The 16,518-nt window shown below is 42.1% G+C and carries 13 protein-coding genes; 11 read left to right on the forward strand and 2 right to left on the reverse strand.

What is annotated here, in order from left to right:
* The 3 genes from ACMXYP_RS07635 (at nucleotide 1) to ACMXYP_RS07645 (ending at nucleotide 5,112) form a co-directional block, all read left to right on the forward strand.
* Nucleotides 1-1,596, forward strand: coding sequence for a hypothetical protein (locus ACMXYP_RS07635; protein WP_415884413.1), 1,596 nt, complete (start codon nucleotides 1-3; stop codon nucleotides 1,594-1,596).
* Complete coding sequence (locus ACMXYP_RS07640) at nucleotides 1,596-2,585, forward strand: tetratricopeptide repeat protein (protein WP_415884414.1); 990 nt, start codon at nucleotides 1,596-1,598, stop codon at nucleotides 2,583-2,585. Before ACMXYP_RS07635 ends, ACMXYP_RS07640 begins: the two co-directional genes overlap by 1 nt.
* Nucleotides 2,586-3,543: 958 nt before the next feature.
* Nucleotides 3,544-5,112: a hypothetical protein gene (locus ACMXYP_RS07645; RefSeq protein ID WP_415884415.1), complete on the forward strand. Its 1,569-nt coding sequence runs from the start codon at nucleotides 3,544-3,546 to the stop codon at nucleotides 5,110-5,112.
* 171 nt (nucleotides 5,113-5,283) lie between these two features.
* On the opposite strand, the gene ACMXYP_RS07650 is transcribed toward ACMXYP_RS07645, so the two are convergent.
* Together ACMXYP_RS07650 and ACMXYP_RS07655 are read right to left on the reverse strand one after the other, a co-directional pair.
* On the reverse strand, nucleotides 5,284-5,619 hold the full coding sequence (locus ACMXYP_RS07650; RefSeq protein WP_415884416.1) for a hypothetical protein: 336 nt from the start codon (nucleotides 5,617-5,619) through the stop codon (nucleotides 5,284-5,286).
* Between the two features lie 28 nt (nucleotides 5,620-5,647).
* Complete coding sequence (locus ACMXYP_RS07655; RefSeq protein ID WP_415884417.1) at nucleotides 5,648-6,196, reverse strand: SPOR domain-containing protein; 549 nt, start codon at nucleotides 6,194-6,196, stop codon at nucleotides 5,648-5,650.
* A gap of 208 nt (nucleotides 6,197-6,404) precedes the next feature.
* Between ACMXYP_RS07655 and ACMXYP_RS07660 the strand changes: the two genes are divergently transcribed.
* From ACMXYP_RS07660 to ACMXYP_RS07695, 8 genes are all read left to right on the forward strand, one after another.
* Nucleotides 6,405-7,160, forward strand: coding sequence for a hypothetical protein (locus ACMXYP_RS07660; protein WP_415884418.1), 756 nt, complete (start codon nucleotides 6,405-6,407; stop codon nucleotides 7,158-7,160).
* Nucleotides 7,161-7,328: 168 nt separating this feature from the next.
* Nucleotides 7,329-7,844, forward strand: a complete 516-nt coding sequence (locus ACMXYP_RS07665) for an Hcp family type VI secretion system effector (RefSeq protein ID WP_415884419.1) — start codon at nucleotides 7,329-7,331, stop codon at nucleotides 7,842-7,844.
* Between the two features lie 102 nt (nucleotides 7,845-7,946).
* A complete protein-coding gene (gene tssJ, locus ACMXYP_RS07670; protein ID WP_415884420.1) occupies nucleotides 7,947-8,597 on the forward strand; it encodes a type VI secretion system lipoprotein TssJ in 651 nt (216 codons plus the stop codon).
* Nucleotides 8,598-9,950 (forward strand): type VI secretion system baseplate subunit TssK, encoded by a 1,353-nt coding sequence (gene tssK / locus ACMXYP_RS07675; RefSeq protein ID WP_415884421.1) that lies wholly within the window; start codon nucleotides 8,598-8,600, stop codon nucleotides 9,948-9,950. It begins immediately after the preceding gene.
* A gap of 14 nt (nucleotides 9,951-9,964) precedes the next feature.
* Nucleotides 9,965-11,491, forward strand: coding sequence for a type VI secretion system protein TssL, long form (tssL, locus tag ACMXYP_RS07680; protein WP_415884422.1), 1,527 nt, complete (start codon nucleotides 9,965-9,967; stop codon nucleotides 11,489-11,491).
* A 37-nt stretch (nucleotides 11,492-11,528) separates the two neighbouring features.
* Nucleotides 11,529-15,092, forward strand: a complete 3,564-nt coding sequence (tssM, locus tag ACMXYP_RS07685; RefSeq protein WP_415884423.1) for a type VI secretion system membrane subunit TssM — start codon at nucleotides 11,529-11,531, stop codon at nucleotides 15,090-15,092.
* Entirely contained in the window at nucleotides 15,092-15,772 is a 681-nt protein-coding gene (gene tagF / locus ACMXYP_RS07690) for a type VI secretion system-associated protein TagF (RefSeq protein WP_415884424.1), read from the forward strand. The genes tssM and tagF overlap by 1 nt, the downstream gene beginning before the upstream one ends.
* Complete coding sequence (locus ACMXYP_RS07695; protein WP_415884425.1) at nucleotides 15,765-16,505, forward strand: PP2C family protein-serine/threonine phosphatase; 741 nt, start codon at nucleotides 15,765-15,767, stop codon at nucleotides 16,503-16,505. The genes tagF and ACMXYP_RS07695 overlap by 8 nt, the downstream gene beginning before the upstream one ends.
* The last annotated feature ends 13 nt before the right edge of the window (nucleotides 16,506-16,518 follow it).

The following is a 16,518-nucleotide window of genomic DNA, read 5'->3' on the forward strand; positions in this document are numbered from 1 at the left end:
TTGCAAGCGGAAGCGAAAATAGATGTAGGAAGAGGTCAGGTTACGTTAGATTTTGTTTATCCTGATCTGTCTGGTTATAGAATGGAGATTCCTTATATAGCTTACTTGCCTGAAAATGATCTCAAAATTGCAGAAGAGGCTTTTTATAAAACGGATCGGAAAGAGGTCTCCAAAACATATCCTTTAGGTCACCTTTGTCTCAAAGGGAGCTGTACTGTCTATGGTATGGTCGGAGCGTCCATAAACTTGGGGGCGAGTATTGAATTCGGAAATCTTGATCAAGGTGGCATAGGGGTAAAAGGTTTCACGGAAAGTTATCAGGGTTACAATGCTTATCGTAAAGAACTCGCCGAGGTTAAAAATGCTGATGGCGAATTGCTTGCTCAAAGTAAAGCTGCCGATATAACCGGTACAGCAGGTGTTTTTGCTGGGGTTGAAGTGGGCGGTGAATTTGTCGGTAGCTTAGAGTGGAAAGCGCCAAAGGCTACTGATTTTATTTCCTTTGCGAAATTCACTGCAAAAGCTGCCTGGGCCTTTGCTGCTTCTGCCAGCGGTATGATTAAGTTAACAGTTAGTGGCGGTAAAATAATATTTATTATGGCCGCTAAACTTGCTTTAGGTCCAGGTGTTTCAGGGAAAATGGGCTATGAGATTTCCCCCTTAGCGATCAATGATTTTATAGATCACATTCTAAATATTCTGAATCAAGAAGGGTTCCGCAGACTTAATATTTTCGATGAGTCAGTTGATTCTGAAAGTGGTGAAACCTCTTTTGAGTTGTTTAACATGTTCCTTACCGCTGTTATGGTCACTGGCCTCAAAGCGGCTGATGTACTGTTGCTTCCATTTGAGCAGATCGTGGCTTTTAATGAAGAAAGCACGCGAGAGAAACTGGCTCCTGTACTATCTGATTTTATAAATAATGAGGCTGAATCGGCCCTTCCTTGGGTTAAGAAAATGCCCCCTGAGACAATGGGACGGCTGTTGTTTACGTTGTCCGATGCTCAAAGCTATAGTTCGTGGGATAAAGTGAAGGATTTTGCTAGTAAACCTGGTTTTTATTTACCAAGTATTGGAAATGATCAGCTTGGAAATGCCTCTCAAGATATGGAAAAAAACATTAAGCAGCGAGACGCTATTGAAAAACTCTTAACTTGGATTTCAGGTGGATTGGGAGATAATGTTGATAATAAATTGACACATTTACCTGATAGTGATCACAGACGCTTTTTTGAAGAGTCAATAACGAGAATGAATAGGCAAGGAACTAAACCAGATAAAAAGACTGATGAGTGGCAGAGTTTCTTAAAAAATTTACGCAAGTTAATAGGTTTTTATGAATTCTTTACTACGATATATGCCCAAGGTGATCTTATTGAATTAGCAAAAATAGATAAGTTTAAAAACTTATTAGAAAGGATGTCGCTATATTATTTATTTTATTCAGAGTCACGTAACGGCGACATGGTTTATTATGCATATTATGTAGGTGACTGCGATAAAGATGCTGTTGAGCAAAGAGCACGGAAAAATGCTGTAGGAATACATGAGCAGCTAAGCCCTATATCAATTTCTAATATCGAAGGTATCCATTAGTGTATTTTACTAAAGTTATTTTAATATTTTTGTTTACGATCTTTACTAATGTTTCTTTTGCCTCAACTAGTATTGGCAAGGACAGTCATTTGTATCCTATCATGGTTGACATCCGCCACAAAAAATATGATGAAGCGATGGCCAAATTAGAGCCCTATGCACAGAAGGGAGATGCTGAGGCTTTGTTTTGGTATGGCTACATGAAGCAACAGAACTTCGGGCGTGATCGCTATACTGCATATAGGTGGTTTGAAAAAGCTGCAGAGTTAGGTAATCCATATGCAATGTATAAACTATCTGGAGATGCAGATAATTCAGGAATTTCTGAAGTATGTGATATTAATGGTTGGCCTTGTAGTGGACATCGTTTTGAAGAAGCAATGGATAAATGGAAAGATTTAGCAAAGAAAGGTGATATAAAAGCCAATTATATATATCGATTAAAAAATCGTTCTTTCTTTGTTCGTTTTTATGAGAATGAAAGTGGGAAATCATTAGAAAAAATGGTAGCTGCTTGCCGAAATGGTTATTGCCAACCTATAGTAAGAACTTTAAGGCGTTTATCTATGAAAAGTCTTGAAAATATGAATGAGGGGTTTGGTGAAGCGATAATGGAATTAGAAAAATATGATCCTGCAATTTTAGAAGCAAGAGCAGTTTTCTTTGCTAAAGATTTAAATAAGCAGGAGCGAGTAAGTATGTTAGATAGTAGCTTGAGAAAGGGGTATTATAAAGCGGGTGTTAGCCTTTTTAATTTAGCTATTAGTGAAAGTTTGGTTTCTATGGAAGACGCTTATGTATATGGAAGAGTCGCGGAACTAGGTAAATACAAAGATGGAATATCTTCATATTTAATCGAAAATAAATTGGTTTCACAACAAAAAGTCCCTGAATTAGAAAAAAAAGCACAAGAGTTCTTCGATAATATAGAGCATGTAATTAATTTTGATGAAATGGACTTTATGTACATGTTTAGGCCAGATGTTTAATGCGGTTTAACTTCCTACTTAATAAATAATTAAAAGATCAGGGGGCTAAAAGATAAGGGATCAAGTCTCCCACTTTCCACAATAGCTAGACACAAATAACCTGAGGATGAAGGTTAAGGACAACCACAGGAGGTGAGCATGTCTAGAGCACTAAGGATTGAGTTTCCCGGGAATAAGTTTAATTTAGTTTGATGCATCACAAGGATGTGAGGGTTAGTTATGGCAAGGAAAAGCCGTTTCTCTCCAGTGGGAGTACCACAGCACGTTATCCAGCGGGGTAATAACCGACAGGTTTGTTTTGGATCAGAGGAAGACTTCAAAGCTTATCTATCTTGGTTAAAGTAATACAGTCAGAAATATGATGTATCAACACATGCTTGGGTTTTAATGACCAACCATGTGCACATGTTATGTACGCCTAATAGCCCAAACGCTGTATCAAAGATGATGTAGTCTCAGGGTAGAAGCTACCTAAGGTATTTCAATTACACGCTATCAGCGTGCAGGACGTCATGGGAAGGTCGTTTTAAATCATGTTTAGTCAATGCACCTGAATACCTTTTTCTCCTTTATCGCTATATCGAACTTAATCCTGTACGTGCCCAGATTGTGGATGATCCAGCGGATTACATATGGTCAAGCTAGCAATGCAATGGACTTGGAAAGAATAGTGATTTATTAAGCCCGCATCATTTATAAATTGACTTGGGCTCAAGTCCGGATGAGCGTCAGAAGTATTACAGGGCTTTATTTGATAGTCATATAGAAGGTCGCTTGTTGGAAGATATAAGGAAGGCATCGAATAAAGGATTAGTTTTAGGTAATGACCGCTTTGTAGAGGAGTTAGAACAATTAAGTAATAGCCGGTTGAAAGAAGATAGTAGGGCTAGGCCAAAGAAAAATTTACTCTGACCCTAATTATCTAAAATTAAAATTTTAATAAATTCAAAGGGATTTTATGAAAAAAATATATAAAGTAGTCCTCAGTGTGGCTGTCTTATCCTCTTTAGGAGCTTGCTCTTCAATGAAGACTGCCTCTTTTGTTGAAGAGCAGGATTGTACTGGTGCACCTAATAAAGAACTTGAAATATATTGCCATCAGAATAAAGCTAGCCTTGGTAACTCAGAGTCTGCTGCATTTTTAGCTTTATATTACCGCAAGGGAAGTTCTAAAGACTCCAATTTGGCTGAAGAATATAAAGAAATGGTCATGAGATCAGGTGATCTAGATTCAATGCTAGCGGTACTCAGAAAAGATGAAGAAACGAAAGAGTTTGAAATTATTGAGCAAAAGGCGAGAAAGGGTGATGTTAAATCACTAAGAAAGTTAATTAATAATTTTGGAACTGAGCCTTACACTGGATGGGTCTTAGATAGTGGTAATGATGAACTTATGATGACTCTATTTAGTCGGATGAGAGGCGAAGATAGGAATTTATCGGTACAAGTATTGGAGAAAGCCGCATCTCTTGGTAATCAGGAAGCTCTTGAATATCTCTCTCATTATAAATCTTACAGCTTAAGCCATGATGAACTTAATCTACACCATCGAACTATGGCAGAACGTGGATATATAGCGAGTATAAAAAAATTTTTGCTAGATGATTTAATAGAAGAAAAATGGATTGATAACGCAATTGAAAATAAAAATGTTGAGGCTTTAAAAGTATTTTTGGATTACCTGAAGCATCATTCTTTTTCAAATGAATCAAACTATGAAAAAGTAAGAGACGCTCTGGTTGATTTAGGTGATCTTGAAACGATTTCAGATGAGCTGGATTTTATTGAAGGTGATAAAGAGAAAGAAATGTTCCTAGGGAATTCTGGGATTTCAAGTAACCTAGACAGGATTTTATCAGAGCTTGAAGGTATGGATAAGTACGAAATCAATCGATACTATGGGCATATAGTTAAATACTTGAGCAAGCAAAGGTATTATCCAGTTCTTGAGTTGTCTTTTAAAAAATATTTAGTTGCAGGTTATCGGATAGATGACTATGTTGATATGAAAGATAAGTATTCGATGCTTTTAGCTGCTAGATATTTCTCTAAACGCAACCAAGAGCTTTCCATAGAGTTATATGAATCGTTAACTGAAAAAAATTATAGCCTTGCTGAAATTGAGCTTCTTAGGTTGTATTTACAACAAGGAAGTAGATACCTAAAGAAAAATACCAGAAAAATACATGCACTGTTAGATAATATGATTGAAGACGGTAATGTTGAGGCTATGGTTGTTAAAGCTGATATTAACCTTAATCGTAACCATTATGAGGTAAGAACGGATCGCTTTGAGGAAGCACTAATGTTATATCAACGAGCATATGACAATGGTTATCGTTCTTTTGATGAAAAACTACTTCTTCTATATGGTGGTATATACATAGGACAGTTTGAAGCAAATAATTACTTGAAAAAGAAATCTATTGATTTCGTGTCAATGCAAGCTAAGGCTGGTAATGAAATGGCATTGAAAATATTAGAAAAGGCCGAAGAAATTAAAAGTACAGAAGTAGCAAATAAATAATTGGGATCAGAGTAAGTTTAATTTAATTTGATATATCACAAGGATGTGAGGAATAGTTTATGAAAAGGAAAAGCCGTTTCTCTCCTGTTACTCTCTGATCTCAATTTTAAAACACTAAGACCCTTCTAAGAATCAGACACGGAGTAAAAGGCATACTCCGTGTCTTTGAATTTATGCGGTAGGGTTTGGTAGTTCTGTTGTTTCTTCTTCTGATGGTTTGCTCGCAAGGAGCAAGATAAGGCTCAACACACCTATAATTGTTCCGATGTACCAGAACATTGCAGTAAATAGAGAAAATGCTATTTGCCAGCTTCTGTTATTTGTGAAGATGCTCCATAGACCTACGATGCCCATAGCCGTTACCAGAAACGGTAGAATCGACATGACGATCGCTAAATCGACTGGAAAGAATGGTGCAAAGAAGTTGCCCATTAATAACGCAGCTATGCCTAAAATCGTAAATAGGCTTGCCATTAAAAAGTTAAGTATTTTTGCTAGAGTATACATAAGTCATCCTTGTGGTTTATGTAGTGAGTTATATTGAATCTGTTGTTCGAATCCAGGGTAAATAACCTAGGGTTTTAGCCGTATTTTCTGCAGAAACTTGCGCTTGTTTAAAGTTCTCTATCACGGGTGTAATAACATTAAACATTTGAACACTTTGTACTGTGGTCGAAACTACGCGAGATCTGATTGTTGAATGGGTAGCCTGAAATCTAAGTGCCGCTTCTTGGGTGGAGAAAGCAGCAAGTTGCAGTATGTAGCCATCAGTGAGTTTAGCTGCTTGTTCAAAAGCTTTGGCTGGTGGTGGAGCGGGTTCTTCGGCCTGAGCTGTGAATTTAAGAATCTGCCTTCCATCAGTGGCACTACAACGTTTATCAGTTGATGCAGGATTGATTCTCTGGCGACAGTTGACCGCCCATTTGCCTTTTTGCTCCTGTGTTATCAGGTAATCTTGTTCCTTTATCTCACTGTCATATCGAGCTTCGGGTAAGTGAGAAGGTGGCGTTCCTGCTGCGCTGAGTTGGTGTGTGCTAGCGGCGATTAATCCGACAAGAAGGTATTTCCCTTTACATACTTTCATCTTGGTTATCCATGATAGTTTAAATATTAAATAGCATGTTTTATGCCATTTATTTTTGAATAATGAATAAAGAATATTTAAAGGGTTTTTATGGGTGAGAATAAATATTCTCACACGCTTATTTGGGTTTTAAATTATTTGTTTTTTTTAAATATATAAGTAGACTGGCTCGAGTTTTATAAAGAATTTGGTGGATAGGGACGTTGTTATGACACCAGTTAGGGAAATTCAGTTTGAGGATTTGTCCTCTCTGCGCGATCAATCTAAGAAAGTTAGCTCGTTATTGAGCGAAGATCTTCACGGTTACGTTAAAACGCTCACTACGCTTTGTGCCCCTCGAAAAGTTTTGGGTGAGTACATGCAGAGTGCCTCACGAGATAAGGTGATAGGCGCTGAGAAAAATTTTTCTCTACTTGAAGAGCGCTATAAGTCAGTTATGCGTGATGCATTTGGCTTGTCAGCTAAGCTTTCTACCCCTTTATCTGCTATTCACAATAAATTGTCGCTAACTCCTTGGAGTTATTCCCAAGAGTTGTCTGGTTTATCTTCACCGTTACTGTTTTCTACTCCTGTGCGCTGGGTTTTAGGCTATGACTGTAGTTACGATCTGGTTGGGCTTATCTCAGATCGTATTGGTGGTCAGGAGATGCGTTATGAAGAAGTTTCTCCTTTCGTTATAAGGGCGCTGACTATCTGGTTGCTAATTGAGCAAAGCCCAGATCTACAAAGGATTCTTTCTGGATTGGGGTATGAGGTAAGCATCGAGACACTGCCTGATGTATCGGGTGATCTGCCTTATGTTGTTCTCACATCTGTTGTTCCTGCGTTTCGTCCTCAAGACTCTCTTGTTTCTATGGTTTCTCAGCTTTCTGGTGGTTCTACCTTTGAGGAATTGGTTGATATCGATGGTTTGGAAGGAATGCCCTTCGATTTGAAAGAAAGATTGCTTGGGGTTTTAGCTTAGTTTTTCTCAATTGAGCGCTTTTGTGCTCATTAAGCCCTTGTGTGCCTGAAGTAACTTGGATAGTGATTATGGTTGTAGGCCGCAAAGGAATAGGGTTTTTAAAAGTTGGCATGCGGATTGAATAGGTGGTTGTGAAATTTTTAAACCACTAAATCTAAGGAGAGATATATGCCAACTCCAGGTTATATGTCCATTGAGGGTGAAACTCAGGGCAACATCACTGAAGGCGCTAACAGCATGGAATCCATGGGTAACCGTTTTCAGGAAGATCATGAAAATGAGATCACTGTTCAAGGTTTTGAACACCAAATTTTGATCCCACGTGATCCGCAGAGTGGTCAGCCAAGCGGTCAGCGTGTTCATGATGCGTTTGTTATTACAAAGATTTACGACAAGTCTTCGCCAAAACTTTATGAAGCGTTGACTAGTGGTGAGCGTCTACCAAAAGTTGTGTTGAAGTGGTACCGCACGTCTATGACGGGTCAGCAAGAACATTACTTCACGCACGAACTAGAAGACGCAATGATCGTTGATATTAAGGCGAAAATGCCTAACTGTCAGGATCCAGATATGGCTCACTTCACGCACATGGAAGATATTGCGTTAACTTACCGTAAGATCTCTTGGACGCACGAAGTAGCAGGAACGTCTGGTTCTGATGACTGGCGTGTACCTAAAGCTTAATTTCTCTAAATTAAGTTTAAGGGCTGCCAATCTGCTTTGCGGATTCGGCAGCCTTTTGCGTTGTTGCAGTTCTAAATGGAAAAAGACTAAAGGAGTTAGATTATGTCATTGAGGTTTGAGAAAGGTTACAGGGCAATGTTCTGTATGTTGTTATTTCTCTCTCTAAGCGGGTGTTTATCTGTTGAAGTAAAAGATGATACGCCACCGGATTCTAATCTTGCTCTGGCTATATCGGCCCATCCATTAACTAATCTCGATCTCTCTGGTAGGCCTTCTCCTACGGTCGTTAGAGTTTATCAATTACGTAAAGAAGTTGATTTTAAAGAAGCCAGCTTTTTCGATCTTTACGATCAAGATAAGACGCTCTTATCTGCAGATCTATTATCTCGTGAAGAATATGTCGTTGCCCCAGGCTCTTTTGTAAATCACCAATCTGTTATTGACCCCGGTGCGCATTTCGTTGCGGTGATGGCAGCATTCCAGAATACAGATAACGCTATTCATAAGCAGATTCTCCCGATTCCAAGCCAAGCTGATGTTTCGCTAGTGGCTTATCTAAACGCGAATGTACTGACTGTTTCACCAAACGGCAATGTGGCAGCGCAAGGAGTAACGCCTTCATTAGCTGCACCGTCTCTGCAAGCATCACAGGGTGTCAAAGTAGAAGAGGGTGGTGTGACTGTTAATCCCATGAAACTGGAAGATTGTAAGAAAGCCGGTTTGCTTGATGTATTAGTTAAAGAGGGCTGTTAATTGACTAACAAAGTTATCTGGCATGAGGGGATGTTTCTACGCCCTCATCATTTTCAACAGTTTGAGCGCTATATCTCAAAAGAATTAACCAATCGTAATCGAGATCTCACGCCTTATGCTTGGGGTTTTTCGGCGCTCAAGATCAATCAATCACATTTAGAAATTGGCGAGCTTACGCTTGAAGAGTGCGCAGGTATTTTTCCGGATGGAACTAGCTTTAGTACGTTGACGGGCGATGCGCCACCGCTATCAATTCGTGTTCCAGACTCTATTGAAGATGCCGTTGTTTATTTAGCGATTCCTCTGCGCCAAGAAGGTACGGCTGAGATCGGTGAAAGTGATCACAGAAATAGTCTCATTAGATATCTACCGAGATCGTTGGAGTTAAAAGATTCGTCTGATGAGCACGGCGAAAATTCATCGATTCAAGTCGGTGAATTACGTATGCGTCTTTTTGTGGAACCAGAACGTGGCGATGATTCACTGGTTGTGCCTGAAGGGTACACTCAGATTGCGGTTGCCCATATTGAGGAAGTTAAAGGTGGAAAAATTCGTTTACGTCGCGATTATATACCTACCGTTCTTCATACTAAGGCCTCGCCATTATTAACTGATTTTGTAACAGAGCTACATAGCTTAGTTATGACCCGTGCAAGAGAGCTAGCGGGTCGTGTTGCTGGTGGTGGCGGCAAAGGTGGCGTTGCAGAAGTTACAGATTTTATGCTGCTGCAGATCCTCAATCGTTTAGATCCTGTGCTTAATCTTCTGCGTGATTTGGAAGAGCTACATCCTCTTGGATTGTACGAGAGATTGCTGGGTATGGCAGGTGAGTTATCAACGTTTATGAAGAAGGATAAGCGTTCACCTGAATATCCCAAATATGAGCATGAAGCACTCTTTGAAACGTTCTCGCCACTTTTTGTCGATCTGAGAGAGTCTTTCGGTACCGTACTGGAAAATATCGCAGAGTCTATTCCGTTATCTCCACCGCAATATGGGATTCGTGCGGCACGTATCAACGATAGATCCTTACTCAAAAGTGCAGACTTCGTGCTGGCCGTTAGCGCCCAAGTACCGCAAGAAAAATTACGAAAGCAGTTACCTGCTCAAATGAAAATTGGGCCAGTCGAGCAGATCCGAGAATTAATCAGCAGTGCGCTACCAGGTATTCCAGTTAGTGATCTGCCTGTGGCTCCTCGAGAGATTCCGTATCACGCAGGTTTCACTTATTTCCAATTAGATATCAGCAATGCGCTATGGAAAAACCTGCAACAGTCAGGCGGAATCGCGTTCCACATAGGTGGCGATTTTCCGGGCCTAGAGTGTCAATTTTGGGCGATTAAACGGCGGTAATAGAGAGTTTATTCATGGAAGACCAAACAATTATTAGGCCTACACCGGGTGGCAGAAGGCCGCAGCGAGATGGGCAGCAGAATCAGGGTCATGCGGGCTCACAACAGGCACCTCAATATACACCGGAACAGCCCTATAATGGACAAGCGGTTCCTCCCGGTGGGTATCAGCCTGCTCAGCAGCCTCACTCTCAAACCCCATCAAGTGCCAGCTACGGACAACCGGCGCATGAATACGCTCCTCATCAAGGTTATGTTGGGCAGCCTGCTCAACCGGCGGCTCCTGCGTACCAACCTAGCCCAGCTGCTTATGATCAACAGCATTATCAATCAGCGGTACCTATGTATGAAGAGAATCCTCTGATTGCTATGGTTTCGCCGTTGTTAACGTTCGCGAGCAAAATTCAGAGTGCATCAGAGTGTCCTAATCTTGATGAGTTTCATCGTTACGCGTTAGATCAACTTAATTTCTATCGCAGTCAGGGGTGGGGAATACAAGCCGATCCAAATACAGCTCATCAAATTAGTTATGCCATGTGCTCATTAGTTGATGAAATTGTATTAAATACCCCTTGGGGAAGCACAAGTCGCTGGTCTGGGGACAGTATGCTAATCAATCTGCATCAAGAAGCTTGGGGTGGGGAGAACTTCTTCCACTACCTTCAAGAATTGATGCAAAGACCTGCTACTAGTTTGTTGGTTTTAGAGTTTTACTATTGCTGCTTATCGCTCGGTTTTGAAGGTAAATACCGTCGTCTCTCTAATGGCAGAAGGGAACTAGATCAACTCCGTAGTGAGCTTTATATCCTCATAACAAGACATCGTAATAGAGCTGCGTTGCCATTATCACCAGCTTGGATGGGATTAGATGTCGCTCACCAAGGCTTTGTTCGCCATCTTCCTCAATGGGTTATTTGGTCAGTTGCTTTAGTACTCTTATCTTCCTCTTTTATTGGTTTTAACTGGTATTTAAACCAAAAATCAGATCAGGTTATGGCGAACTTAGCGGTAGTAGGGCAGGCAGATCCGTTGCAAGTTACACCCGTAAATATCGATAAACTTAATCGTTATGTTCCTGCACCACCGCCAGTCCTAGATTTCCAACGTTTAGATTTGGTTGGAATTCTGACACCGGCACTCAAATCGGAAATAGATAACGGTGTGATTGAATTGATCGATGACGCTACCCACACTCGTGTTCGTATCCGTCATACCAAACTGTTTGCATCCGGTCAGGCTGAGCTATCTCCTCGGTTTATTCCACTGATTGAGAGAATCGGTGAAACCATTCCCGAACTGTCAGCACCGATTGAAGTGCAAGGGCATTCGGACAACATTCCAATTTTCTCAGCTCGATTCCCATCAAACTGGGTTCTTTCAAAAGCGAGGGCTGATTCAGTGGGCGACTTACTGAAAAGTAAATTGCCGGCGCAGCAAGTGATTCGGGTAGAAGGGTTAGCAGATAGCGAGCCTTTAGTACCGAACTCTTCAGCTAAAAACCGAGCACTAAATCGACGTGTTGAGATCGTTTTACGCAAGTAGTAACGAATTTTCTAGGGATTGAAAAACAGGTTTTGTCGTGAAAAAGATTGTTAGTTTTGTAACGAATAAGTGGTTTCTACAACTGTTAGGTCTGGTGTGTGTCGCTCTGTTGATCTGGTTTGTTGGCCCGTTGATCGCGATTGCTGATACGTACTTTTTATCTTCTGATTTTGCTCGATTATTAGCAATTGTTATCGTTATTGCATTATGGGGTGCCAACGTTGCTCGATTGCATTGGCAGTCGAAAAAGAAAAATGAACAGTTGATGGAAAACCTTTCCAGCAACCATCAAGTAGAGCTACGTGAAGAGCAAGCGACAGCGGAAGAACAAAGCGTTATTGGTGAACGTTTTGATGAAGCGCTGGAAGTTCTTAATTCAAAGGGCAAAAAGGGAAAATACGCCCTATACGAATTGCCTTGGTACGTCATCATTGGCCCTCCTGGCTCAGGTAAAACAACAGCCTTAGTTAATTCGGGCCTTCATTTCCCGCTTGCAGATAAAATGGGCAGTGAAGCTATTCAGGGCATCGGTGGCACACGCCACTGTGATTGGTGGTTTGCTGATGAAGCGGTCATGATCGATACCGCTGGCCGTTTTACGACCCAAGATAGTCATGAATCGGTTGATAAGGCTGCATGGCAAAAATTTATGGAGTTGTTGAAGTTTAACCGCCCTCAGCAACCGATTAACGGCGCTATCATCGCTATGAGTATGGCCGATCTGATGCAGCAATCAGACGAGGAGCGTCGTCAGTGCGCTAAAACCATTCGCCGCCGTATAGAAGAGTTGCAAGATAATCTTGGTATCAAATTTCCGATCTATTTCACCTTTACCAAGTGTGATTTGATTCCCGGTTTTAGCGAGTTCTTTGACAGTTATGACAAAGATGCGCGTGGACAAGTTTGGGGTGAAACTTTTGGTATTGATGCCAACGGGCAATGTGATCTCCCTGTTGAGCAATACCCAGAGCGTTTTCAGCAGCTAAGCACGCGTCTGCAACAGCAGGTATTAGAGCGTTTACACCATGAGCACGATCCGGACAAACGCGGATTGATCCTTGGATTCCCAAGTCAGTTTGCGGGTTTGCGGGATATTGTGTCTCTGTTCCTTGCTGAAACATTCTCTAGTAGCCGTTACAGCGAACCCGTATTGCTTAGAGGTGTTTACTACACGAGTGGTACGCAGGTGGGATCGCCGATCGACCGCTTGCTGGGTAATCTTGTCCGCAGCTTCGGTTTTGGTCGTGCAACGATGGTTGGCGGCTCCGGTAAAGGGAAAAGCTTCTTCATTCGAGACCTGCTGACCAAAGTCATTATTGGTGAAGCCGGTGTTGCTGGACTGGATCAAGGCTTACTACGCAGAAAAACCTGGCTTCAACGTTTAAGCGCGGTTGCAGCGCTGCTTGTTGTAGGTGTTGGTTGCAGTGCTTGGGCGTGGTCTTACTTCAATAACAATCAAAGTATTGATAAATCTGCGTCCGAATTAGCAGAAGTACAGAATCTTCAAGTAACCGAACCTTTGGCGAGTGCTGATTTTAGAGCGGTACTGCCAAGCTTAGATAAACTTCAAAAATTACCTCATGTTTATGCGTCTGCTGGGATCGATCATGGTTTTGGTCTTTTTCAGGGCGATAAGGTTAAACAAGGTACCGATAGTGCCTATCGCAAATGGCTAGAAAGCCAGTTCTTACCTGTACTTGTTGCGCGCATAGAAGAGCTGATCATTGCGAATGATCCACGCGACACCAACGCTCTGTATGAACTTCTGCGCGTCTATCTGATGTATGGTGGTGTCCGTGACTACGATGCCGAGCTCCTAAAAAGCTGGGCTATGCTCGATTGGCAAGCTGATAACGAACTGACTGATGAAGAGTTAAATCACCTAGAAGCACATCTAGATACATTGCTGAATGATGGCTTTTCCCCAGTCGCTATGAACGACAAGATCATCACCGAAGCACGTAAAAATCTATCGCGTGATCCGTTGGAAAAGCAGGTATATCAAGCTGTTAAACGAGAGCTACAAGAGAGCCGGACGCATGATCTTATTCTCGATGATGTTCTAGGCCCTTATGGTTTTGATATTTTCAAAAGTAAAATGGGTCAGGACTTAAAACAGTTTGTAATGCCTGGTTTCTTTACCAAAAAAGGTTTTTATGAACTGTTCCTGCCTAACAGTGTAGAGATCTCAAAACGTTTCCTAGAAAACAACTGGGTTATGGGTGAGCGCTATCAGCAGGCTAATATCGATCTAGATGCGCTGCAACGTAAAGTGCTCAACCTTTACTACGCGGATTACATTAAAAACTGGGATGGCTTATTGGATGATCTAACCGTTAAGCGTCCAGCCAATGCTCGAGATAGCGTTCGTCAGGTGAGCATTTCAGCCGGTATCGATAGCCCTGTTCGTTATCTTTTAGAAGCGGTAAAAGAGCAAACGACCCTGACTAAATACATCGCTGCAGGGCAAGGTGAAGGGGGTGAAGAGCTAGCGCGTTCTGTCGCGAGTTTAAACCAAAAAGCTGCTGTTCAGCAGCAACGCGTTAGTAAGCTATTACGAAATGCTAAAAAATCAGGTTTGCTAGATAAGCTTGGCGGCAACCTTGGTGAGCGTGTAGAACGTCATTATGCGCCGTATCACAAACTACTTGAGCGTCGAGGTAATAGCACGTTGTTTGATCGTTTAAGTGATGACTTGGCGAATCTCGGTTTGTATATGGACAGTGTTGCTAATTCATCCTTCTCAAGTACAGGTGCACTCGATGCAGCACAAAACCGATTAGCACAAGGCGGCCAAGATCCAATAGGCAAAGTGAACAGCTACCAACATAGCTTGCCACCAGTGATGCAGGGTTGGGTAGGTGATCTAGGTACTCAAAACTGGCAGATGATGCTTAAAGGGACGTTAGATGAGTTAAACCAACTTTGGCAGACTCAGGTGTATCAAGAGTGTAAAGCCTTTGTTGCAGGACGTTTCCCACTTGATCCTAATTCGCCAACTGAATCGACATTAGAAGACTTCTCGCGTTTCTTCTCGCCACAGGGAACATTGGATACGTTTTTCCAAAACTACCTAAGAGATTTTGTTGATACCAAAGGGCGGACTTGGGTCGAACGCAAAGTCGATGGCCAGTCTATTGGCTTATCGAATCGAACTCTAGCGCAGCTTCAAAGGGCCAGCAAAATTCAGGAAGTGTTTTTCCGCAACGGTCAACTGTCTGTTCCTTTTGTGATGCGACCGCTAAGTCTTGATGCCAGAGTTTCAAAGTTTGAGATGACGTTAGGCGAACAAAACATTACTTACCGTCATGGTCCTCGTCGTCCAATAAACCTGAATTGGCCAACCCCTAGTACCGATAGTGTATCGATGTCACTTCAAAGTCAGGTGGGTATGCTTTCCTCACGTTCAGAAATTGGCCCTTGGGCTTGGTTCCGAGTACTGAATAGTGCCAGCTTGAATAAAACCAACAATCCAGCCATTTACCAAGTGACCTTCGATGAACAGGGCCATAAAGCGATGTTCGAATTAAGAGCATTGAGTGCTATTAACCCATTTGGTCATGATTTGTTATCAGGCTTTTACTGCCCGGAGACGTTGTAATGGAGCAGAGAGCTGGTTTTTACGGCAAGATGCCGTGCCGTGGAGACTTTGTGACTAGAGGACTACCACGGTCGTTGGTCGATAACTTTGATCAGTGGTTTCAACAGGGGTTACATTCGGCAAAAGGTTGTTTAGGCGACGACTGGAATGCGCGTTATATCGTTGCTCCTATCTGGCGCTTTTTCATATCTGCGGGTGTGTTCGATCAGAACCCATGGATGGGTGTATTTATTCCTAGTATCGACAAAGTCGGTCGTCAGTTTCCTTGCTTAATCGCGTTGCCAGTCCATCAACGATTAGTGACTTATGAGCAGGTATTAGCACAAGAAACGGTCTATCAGCGAATAGAAGACCTGCTTTTAGATACCTTAGAACTGGATTTTAATTTTGATCAATTTTATGAACAGGTGGATGCTCTAGCACTAAGGCCAATCTCGCCGCCGACTGAGCTACAAGCTGTTAAAGGCGAACTACCACTGATGCAAAATATTCACTCTATGCGTTATCAGTATCATTTTTTAGATCTGGTAACTGCGGTGGAATATCCCGTGTTATGGATGAGCGAAGGGACTGAAGGTGTAGAACCCCAATTCTTGGTGAGCTCGGGCTTACCGGCGACTGAGCACTTTTCGCATTTTATTGCAGGTATTGAATATGCTGGGGAGTTTGCAGATGTCTAGACAGCTTACCTGGCGTTCAGTCGCCCGAACGGAAACGGGGCATGTCCGTAAAATCAACGAAGATGCGCTATACACTTGTGATCAGCAGGCCCATTGGGCGGTTGCGGATGGTATGGGTGGACATCATGCTGGTGATGTTGCAAGTCAGCTGGTGGTCGAGCGGCTAAGCAAACTCCCAGTAGGAGACAACCTCGCTTGCCGCATAGACAGGCTAGAAGACACGCTAGTTGCAACAAACCAAGAGTTACTGAACATGGCGGGTGGCAATGGCAAAGTCATTGGTACTACGGTGGCCGGTCTTATCTTCGATACCAATCGGTACTTGGTTTATTGGTGTGGAGACAGCCGAGTTTATCTACTTCGCAATGGTTGTCTTAACCAAGAAACGGTTGATCACACGCTTGTTCAAGAGATGTTAGAGCAGGGACGAATCAACCCTGTTGATGTACCCAATCATCCTGAGCGGAATGTGATTACGCGTGCGGTCGGAGCAAATGATTCCCTCTTTATCGATATGGATCTAAGACCCTTGCAGGCTGGCGACCTTTTCCTTATTTGCAGCGACGGCCTGGATAAAGAGATAGGTGAGAACGAATTGACTCAGCTCCTGAATCAATCAGCGCGCGATATTAACCAAGGCATCGATCTTTTAATGTCGAAATGCTTAGAGCGGTCGGCAAAGGACAATATAACGCTCGTATTGGTTAGTGTTGAAGAAATAGAAAGTATCTAGTGGAGCTTTAAGT

Source organism: Neptuniibacter sp. QD34_54 (assembly GCF_047778055.1).
GTDB lineage: Bacteria > Pseudomonadota > Gammaproteobacteria > Pseudomonadales > Balneatricaceae > Neptuniibacter.